The 7,875-nt window shown below is 61.8% G+C and carries 5 protein-coding genes and 2 pseudogenes; 4 read left to right on the top strand and 3 right to left on the bottom strand.

All coding sequences use genetic code 11. The annotated features are described in order from the left end of the window. Positions 1 to 346: 346 nt before the first annotated feature. The gene (locus tag HHJ19_RS11955) at positions 347 to 2,275 is read left to right on the top strand and encodes an ATP-binding cassette domain-containing protein (protein WP_296907609.1); all 1,929 of its coding nucleotides are present in this window, start codon (positions 347 to 349) and stop codon (positions 2,273 to 2,275) included. A gap of 95 nt (positions 2,276 to 2,370) precedes the next feature. Continuing rightward, positions 2,371 to 4,086, top strand: a complete 1,716-nt coding sequence (locus HHJ19_RS11950; RefSeq protein ID WP_296907606.1) for a phospholipase D family protein — start codon at positions 2,371 to 2,373, stop codon at positions 4,084 to 4,086. A gap of 137 nt (positions 4,087 to 4,223) precedes the next feature. On the opposite strand, the pseudogene HHJ19_RS11945 reads toward HHJ19_RS11950, so the two are convergent. Next, positions 4,224 to 4,637: pseudogene (locus HHJ19_RS11945) on the bottom strand (tripartite tricarboxylate transporter substrate-binding protein); the annotation flags it as partial. A 16-nt stretch (positions 4,638 to 4,653) separates the two neighbouring features. Then, positions 4,654 to 4,890, bottom strand: a pseudogene (locus HHJ19_RS11940) (hypothetical protein); the annotation flags it as partial. A gap of 103 nt (positions 4,891 to 4,993) precedes the next feature. Here HHJ19_RS11940 and HHJ19_RS18060 point away from each other — a divergent pair. Both HHJ19_RS18060 and HHJ19_RS18055 read left to right on the top strand, forming a co-directional pair. Continuing rightward, on the top strand, positions 4,994 to 5,305 hold the full coding sequence (locus HHJ19_RS18060) for a LysR family transcriptional regulator (RefSeq protein ID WP_366929403.1): 312 nt from the start codon (positions 4,994 to 4,996) through the stop codon (positions 5,303 to 5,305). Between the two features lie 176 nt (positions 5,306 to 5,481). Then, positions 5,482 to 5,682 (top strand): LysR substrate-binding domain-containing protein, encoded by a 201-nt coding sequence (locus tag HHJ19_RS18055; protein WP_366929404.1) that lies wholly within the window; start codon positions 5,482 to 5,484, stop codon positions 5,680 to 5,682. A gap of 159 nt (positions 5,683 to 5,841) precedes the next feature. Here the strand turns inward: HHJ19_RS18055 and HHJ19_RS11930 are convergent. Beyond that, positions 5,842 to 7,875: hypothetical protein (locus HHJ19_RS11930; RefSeq protein ID WP_296907602.1), on the bottom strand; the 2,034-nt coding region annotated here is incomplete at its 5' end.

Here is a 7,875-nt window from a genome sequence, read left to right as displayed (position 1 = left end):
TCATTTGACTTTTTTTGCTTTCCGACTCGTCGCTCGCCTTGCGGATGAGCTGCATTGTCTTCAGCAGAGCCGCAAATCATAGCACCGTTTGTGAGCCCGCTACCAGCATCCTGGAGAAAAAACGATAGATCTTCGGCCAGGAGTTGCCAGCGCTTGAAGGCTCTTCATTATTCGAGAAGGCAGTGCAACCCCGTAGAGTGTGGTCACTTAGCCCTGTTCGCCCAGCCCGGCTCAACCGGCCACCACCAACGGCTGCGACCGACCCTGCGACTATCAAGCGCCCGAAGTGGACTTAAACACCAAAAAGTCATCGCCCCACTCCAGCGCCCGGATAATCGCTCTTTATATGGCACTCATTACCCTCCTCGACGCCCAACTCGCTTTTGGGCACGTCGCTCTGCTGGATCACGCAGATTTTTCCCTTGAAAACAACCAGCGAATTGGCCTGATTGGCCGCAATGGCACAGGCAAGTCGTCGCTACTCAAGATCCTTGCCGGACTGGAAAAACCTGATGACGGTACTTTGCAACTGCAGCAGAACCTGCGCATTGCTTATGTGCCGCAGGAACCGAGCCTCGACCCGCATGCTACTGTCTTCGTCGCTGCCAGTGCCGGACTTGCAAGGACAAAGCACATTGTCGAGCAATATCTGGCGGCCGACGAGGATACCGATCTGGACGCCCTGCAGTCCGAAATCGAAGCGCTTGACGGCTGGACCTGGGAGCAACGCGTTGAAGAAACGCTCCACCGCCTGCACTTGGATAAGGACGCTATCGTCGGTTCCCTCTCGGGCGGTACCAAAAAACGGGTCGCGCTGGCACAAGCGCTGGTTGCCAAGCCCGACGTGCTGCTGCTCGACGAGCCGACCAATCACCTGGACCTCGATTCGATCGCCTGGCTGGAAGAGTTGCTGATCAATTTCAACGGCAGCATCATCGCGATTACCCATGACCGGGCCTTTCTGGACCAGGTGGCCACGGTCATCGTGGAACTCGACCGCGGCAAGCTGCGCAGCTACCCGGGTAATTTTGCCCAGTACCTGATCCAGAAGGAAGACCAGATGGCGCAGGAAGCTGTCATCTTTGCCAAGGCCGACAAACTGCTGGCGCAGGAAGAGGTTTGGATTCGCAAAGGCGTGGAGGCGCGCCGTACCCGCAGCACGGCCCGCATCGGGCGGCTGGAAGCCTTGCGCGACAACCGCGCGGCGCGTCGCGATGCGGTGGGCAGGGTCAATCTTGATGTTTCCAGCGGCGACAAAAGCGGCAAGATCGTGGCTGAACTTACCGAAGTGTCGAAATGCTTTGGCCATCCGGGCCTTGAAAAAATTATCGTCAATCACTTCAGCGCCACACTGCTGCGCGGCGACAAGGTCGGCCTGCTCGGCCCCAACGGCGCGGGCAAAACAACGCTGCTCAAGCTTATTTTGGGCGAATTGCAGCCTGACGTGACGACGCCCCCCGGCAAGATCCGTCTGGGCTCGAATCTGCAAGTGGCATATTTTGACCAGATGCGCGACTCTCTGGACCTTGACGCGACACTTGAAGACTTCATCAGCCCGGGCAGTGAATGGGTTGAGATCAATGGCCAAAAGAAACACGTCAAGAGCTACCTGACCGACTTTTTGTTCTCTCCCTCCCGCGCCAACTCGCCGGTACGCACGCTGTCGGGCGGCGAGCGCAACCGCCTGCTGCTGGCTCGCCTGTTCGCACGGCCCGCGAACGTGCTGGTGCTCGACGAGCCAACCAACGACCTGGACATCGACACGCTGGAATTGCTCGAAGACCTGCTGCAAAACTACGAAGGCACGGTGTTTCTGGTCAGCCATGACCGGCGCTTCCTGGACAACGTGGTGACCAGCACAATCGCCTATGAAGGCACGCCGGAGAACCCTGGCTTCTGGCGCGAATACGAAGGCGGTGTGACCGACTGGCTTACGCAGTCAAAACGGGCCGCGCAACTCGCCGGCAATACCAAAATCCCTGTGCCCGCTTCACCTGCCAGGAATCCCGGAAAAAACAGCGTAGGGTCCAGCAAGGACGGTCGCGAGCAGCTATTAAAAAAGAAGCTAAGCTACAAAGAGCAGCGCGAGCTGGAAGGATTGCCGGCAGTGATCCAGCAACTCGAATCGCAGCAAAAGGCCATTGCGCAGGAGCTTTACGATGGCTCGCTCTACACCAGCAACGCCAAACGGGCGGCCGAACTGACTGCGCGCAATAGCAAAATCGAGGAAGAACTGATGGAAGCCCTGCAGCGTTGGGAAACCCTGTCAGCCTGACGCAGGCGCCGGCCTTCAGGCGGCATGGTCGAACCGGCCGCCGACATAAAAAAGCGGCGGGGCGACCCCCCTCTTGGGCTAAAGTCGTCTCCATCATGCAAACCCCCGCCCTGCCGCACGCCTCTTTGCTCCCTCTTCTTCCTGCCGCGCCAGCCAGACGCCGCGCAGACATCTCCCGCTGGCTTTTCTTGCTGTTTTTCTGCTTCTGGACCAGCGGCTGTGCTTCATTGCCCAGCGATGTCGCAAGACCGGTTTCCAGCGCACTGGACAATCCATCCGGGACCCGGCTGGGGCGGATTTTTCAGGCGCGGGCGACCAAGGCGGACACGCATAATGATTCCGCCTTTGCGCTGGTGGGTAATGCCGAACTAGCCTTCACCAGCCGCATGACACTGATCAAGGCGGCTGAGAAAACGCTGGATATCCAGTACTACGCAATTTTTGCGGACGACACCACCGAGCGCCTGTTTGACGCACTGCGCGAGGCCGCTGCTCGCGGCGTGCGCATCCGCATCCTGCTGGATGACTTCAACACCTCGGGTAAAAATGCCCAGGTACTCAAACTGGCCTTTGAAAAAAATATCGAGTTGCGCCTGTTCAACCCCCTGCCCGGCGGTCGCGGATCGATGTTTCTGCGCATTTTGAGCAATCTCAAGGACGTGGCCCGCATGCAGCGGCGCATGCACAACAAGATACTCGTGGCTGACAACGCCGTGGCCATCACCGGAGGGCGCAACCTGGGCGAAACCTACTTTGGCCAAAGCGAAGGGACCAACTTTATCGACATCGACGTACTGGCGGCCGGACGCATCGTGCGTGATTTGTCGCACAGCTTTGACCAGTATTGGAACAACCCGCTGGCCTATCCGGTGCAGGCGCTGATGACAAAGGAGGAAATTGTCTTGCTCAGGCGGCCGGATCCAACGACGAACCCCGACCCCGGCAAACCCGGAGATGGCGCCGCGCTCCCCGACCGATCACTGCCGCTATCCGCCGCAGCCAACCCGAAGGGCAACGAGCGCATTGCCACCTCACCGGGTGGTGTCTCGACGACCCTGCCGGCCTTGCCCGACTCCACCGACCTGAGCCTGCTGAACTGGGTATGGGCGCCCTCCGTCATGCTGGTGGACAAACCGTCAAAGATTGCTGCCGACGCGGACGACGTGAATGAAGCGCAGGACACCACCGTCGACGGCTTGCTGCAACTGATGTCGCAGGCCAAAACGGAATTACTCATCGTTTCGCCATACTTTGTGCCCGGCAAGCTCATGATGAGCCAGTTTGCAGACCTGCGGCGGCGTGGCGTGCGGGTGCGCGTGCTGACCAACTCACTGGCCTCCAACGACGCCGCCGCTGCCCATGTGGGTTATGCCCGCTACCGCGAAGCCCTGCTGGCCATGGGTATCGAACTCTACGAAATGCGCGCCGAACAGGAGGGAACGCTCAAGGGTTTCGGCTCGACCGGCGGCTCGACCGGCGGCTCGCGCGCAAGCCTGCACGCCAAAGTGGTGGTGGTGGACCAGCGCCTGCTGGTAGTGGGCTCCATGAACCTCGATCTGCGCTCAAAACTGCAAAACAGCGAGGTTGCCATCGTCATCCGGAGCCGCCCCTTGTCGCTGGAGGCGACGCGCATGATCGAACCCGCATTGGCGACTGCGGCCTACCAGGTCGAACTGACGGACGGCAAACTGCTCTGGCGCGCGCCGCAGGGTTCAAGGCTGAAGAATGCAAGCACCGAACCGGATGCAGGTGTCGGCTTAAGGCTGCTGCTCAAGCTGATCGGGCCCTTGGCCCCCGACGAGATGCTGTGACGCCCAGCCCCCCCGCCTGGCAACCATGTCAGGCATGTTTTGAGCGCTACCTCCAATGAATACCGCTATTTAGTGCTACTTTATCAATATCACCAGGAATAGCACCATGGTGCGGCAGGACCCGCTCGGGCGGCGCGTTATGCGGGCGTGATGCCCGCCGCCTCGATGATGCGGCCCCCCCATTGAGGGACTCTGCGGCCTGGAACTTGCCCAGCGCCACCCGGCTTGTTGGTAAAGATTTCAGTGCCGGTGGACTGGTAAAAGCCGGCCGCGTCGCTACTGTAGGCGGCCTTCACCTGCGGCATACCCGTGGCCAGGTCGGTGATCATCCTGTCGATCTGCCCGCCCAGCAAGTCCGTGACTGCTGGCGGGTTGCTTTTGTAGGGGGTATTGAGGATGTAGGTGCCGGTGAGCTGCTTGAACATCTCGCCCGCCACCCGGCTGGAAGAACTGCCACTGCCAAAGGACAGCTTGCCGGGTCTGCACTTGGCCAGCGCAATGAATTCATTCACGTCCTTCACCGGCAAGCCGGGGTTGACGACCATGATCTGGGCCGCGACCGAGCCGCAGCAGGTCGTCGAGCAAGAACTCGAAGCCAGGCTGCGGATCGGCGCGGAGGAGCAACTGGGCCAGTGCCAGGGTGCGCTCGGCCAGCGTCTCGAAAATCAGGGAGGCGCGCTGCCCCGGGTGGGCCGCGCAGCGGGCGATCAGGCTGTCCACCACCGGCCCGGCGGCGTCAACGCGGTCACCTGGAAAACCAGCGGCACAACCGATCGACAGGGGAAATGTGGAAACAGTTGTCATGCAGTCATACGGATTAAAAAAAGTAAGCCGACTGAACTTTTCGCCGGCCTCTCTCATTTGCAAAATCAAAAATTTGAATCAATTTATTTGAAAGCCAAGTCAATTGGCAAGCCCCAATCTGTTCCCCCGGCAGCTGCGCGCCTTCCGGGCGCTGACAGACCAGCACCGCTTCACCAAGGCGGCAAGCGCCTGCCATTTGTCGCAGCCTGCCTTCAATGCGCTGATTTGCACACGCGAGCAGGCGCTCAACACCCGGCTGTTCGAGCCGTCGGCGCGTCAACTGCTGGGTGATTTCGTGGTGGCGGTCAGCGAGCCGGGCGATCATGTCGAACGCAGGAAAGGCCGCGCACATGTTGCTGCCCTGCCCTCGCTGCCCAGGCGCCGGCTGCCGGCGATTTTTGCCGGGTTCAAGTAATCGTGGCCCGGCATAGAGCTGAAGCTTAGCTACATGTTGTCCGACCCCTGCCGCGCCCTGGTGCGCAGCGGCAAGGCCGACTTTGCCCTGGCCTCAGCCCGCGCCAGCGACGCGGGGCAGAGCACTGAGTTGCTGTTCACTGACCCGTTTTACCAGCCTGTCGCAGGGACCACCCGCTGGCGACCGAAACGGCATGGACGCCGAAAAGGCGCCTGCACTACCCCTTTGTGCACCCGTCACGCAACAGCAGCGTGCGCCAGGCGCTTGATGCCGCGCTGCATCCGCTGCAAACCAACACACTGCTGGAAGTTGACCAGCTGGCAACCGTCATGGGCAGGGCCGAGGCCGGCCTGGGCATCAGCGTGGCCCCGCGCTGACGCTATTTCACCTCGATCGCCCGGGTCTGCTGACGCGTGCTCTGGCGCTTGCCAAGCTGACGCGCAAGATTTATCTGCTACGCCGGCAGCAGGAAAGTTTGTCAGCGGCCGCGCAGGCGCTGCACCTGAAGGTTTGATGCAGCCGCTGCGCCGAGCGCCCTACTGATCGACCTTGACAAGATAAGTGACCTTGAGCTGCGCGCCCGGGGTGAGCGAGCCGGTAAAACTCCACTGCAAGCCGCCTTGCGCGCTTGCAGCCGGTTGGGTGCTGACACTGCAGGCCGTCATGCCGGCGGGCAAGGGGCCCGAGCAGGCCGCCGACAGGTAGGTGGTGTAGGCCGGGGTGGCGTCGCTGATCACCACGGCCGATATGGACTGGCTGCCATTGTTGACTGCCGTCAGCGTGTACTGCAGGGTATCGGCCGCTTTGGCGTTGACCGACAGCGCGGCCGCGCCGCCTTGCGTGACGTTGCTGACCAACTTGCCCAGCGTCAGACCGCCGGGCTGGCTGACGCTGGTGATGTCGGTGGCAGTCTGGTTGCTGGCCAGCGCGGGCGCGGGGGCGTTGGTGTAGCTGAAAGCGGCACTGAGGGTGACGATATTTTGCCCGCCGACGGGTGCGCCCGCCGGAACGAACTGTTTGACAATAAGGCACAGGCTTTGTCCTGCGCTAACGCTCAAAGGGGCGCTGATGGCGACTTCGCTCACGTCGATCACGCCGTTGCAGTTGCTGTCCAGGTAAAGCACCTGGCTCCAGGCCGGGCTGGCAGGGCTCGCTGCGTTGCCCAGACTGAAGCTCACTTGCCCGCCGCTGCCGGCCTGAAAGTTGTGGGCATACACCACGCTGGTGCCGGGCGAGGCGGTTTGCGCGCCGTTGGGCGCGAGGGTGTTGGGCGGCACCAGCCCGAAATTCACGCCGGTATAAATCTGCCCTGCCACCGGTGTGTAGCTGACGCTAGGTCTGGCGTAACTGCCCGCCGTGGTGCCGGCAGAGCCACCCGTCGCCAGGAAAACGCTGGGCGCGGTCGGCGTGATGCTGACTGCGCCGGCAACACTGGCGGTCAACCACAAGATATAGCTGCCATCGCCTGCGGTGCTGGTGCTGGCCAGCACGCTGCCGCCCTGCTGGGCGTTGACCGTGACGCCGGCCAGCCCGACTTCGCCGCCGTCCTTGATGCCGTTGTTGGGAGTGCCAGAGCCCACGCCGGTGTCGGCAAACACCGTACCTGCAAGTATCGAGCCGTTGTACAGACCGAAATTTTGCGGTGGGACAGGCACACCAGCGACAGTGATCTGAATCACCCCGGAAGGGTTCTGCGTACCGATGCGACCTGCCGGCAACCCGGCAGTCACGTCAGCCAGGGTGGCGTTGTTGTCCAGAATCAGGCAGTAACTGCCGACCGCCACATTGGGCAGGCTGTAAGCGCCAGTCGCAGAATCGACTGCCGCCGCCGCAATAGCCGGACCCGAGCAACCGCCGCCCGAGGACGGTGCAAGCTTTACAAAAAGAGTGGCCACCCCGGGGCCAGACTCGCCTGCGTCAAGATTGCCATTGTGGTTGCTATCGTTATAGACCGTGCCGCCGACCGCCCGGCCAACATTGCTGGTCACCGGTGCCGCGCAACCGGCGCTCGGGGCGTTTTGTGCAGTACAGGTGGTCGGCGTCGGTGGCGTCGGGCCTCCGGTTGGGTCCACCGCAGCGAAGTTGGTTGCACTCGCCGTGCTGGTGGGGGTTACCGTGATGGTCACGGTGGTGGTCCCGCCGCTGGCAGCAATGGTGCCGCCGGTGAAGTTACAGCTCACCAGGCCGCCTGTGTTGCTGCAGCTCCAGTTGCTTCCGACGCCGCTCACGTAGCTCAGGTTTGCCGGCAACTGGTCCCGGATCGTGGCGGTGAATGCGGGCGTTGTGGCGCTGTTGGTCAGCGTCAGGACGTAGCTGCTGTTCTGGCCGACCTGCAACGCCGGAACAGGAGCCGATTTGACCAGCCCCAGCGCAGGTGAAAGGGGGGTGATGACTACCGAGCCATTGCTGCCGGGCTGCCCGCCATTGGCCGTATTCGACGGGTCGCCTGGCGCGCCCGCACCTCCTGCACCCCCGCCACCCGCAACGATTGAAAAGTTGCTGACAAGGGCTGTGTTCGGACAAGAGCCTCCCGCAACAGCCGGATTACCGTTTGCGTTGCCGGATTGATC

The organism is Polaromonas sp. (genome assembly GCF_012927415.1).
Classification (GTDB): domain Bacteria; phylum Pseudomonadota; class Gammaproteobacteria; order Burkholderiales; family Burkholderiaceae_C; genus Polaromonas.
Note: the sequence above shows the minus strand (reverse complement) of the source record. Positions and strands in the feature narration are given on the sequence as shown.

Bases quoted from the DNA above. Each gene is read 5' to 3' on its own strand.
- HHJ19_RS11955 (WP_296907609.1), top strand. From the start codon at position 347: ATGGCACTCATTACCCTCCTCGACGCCCAACTCGCTTTTGGGCACGTC.
- HHJ19_RS11950 (WP_296907606.1), top strand. From the start codon at position 2,371: ATGCAAACCCCCGCCCTGCCGCACGCCTCTTTGCTCCCTCTTCTTCCT.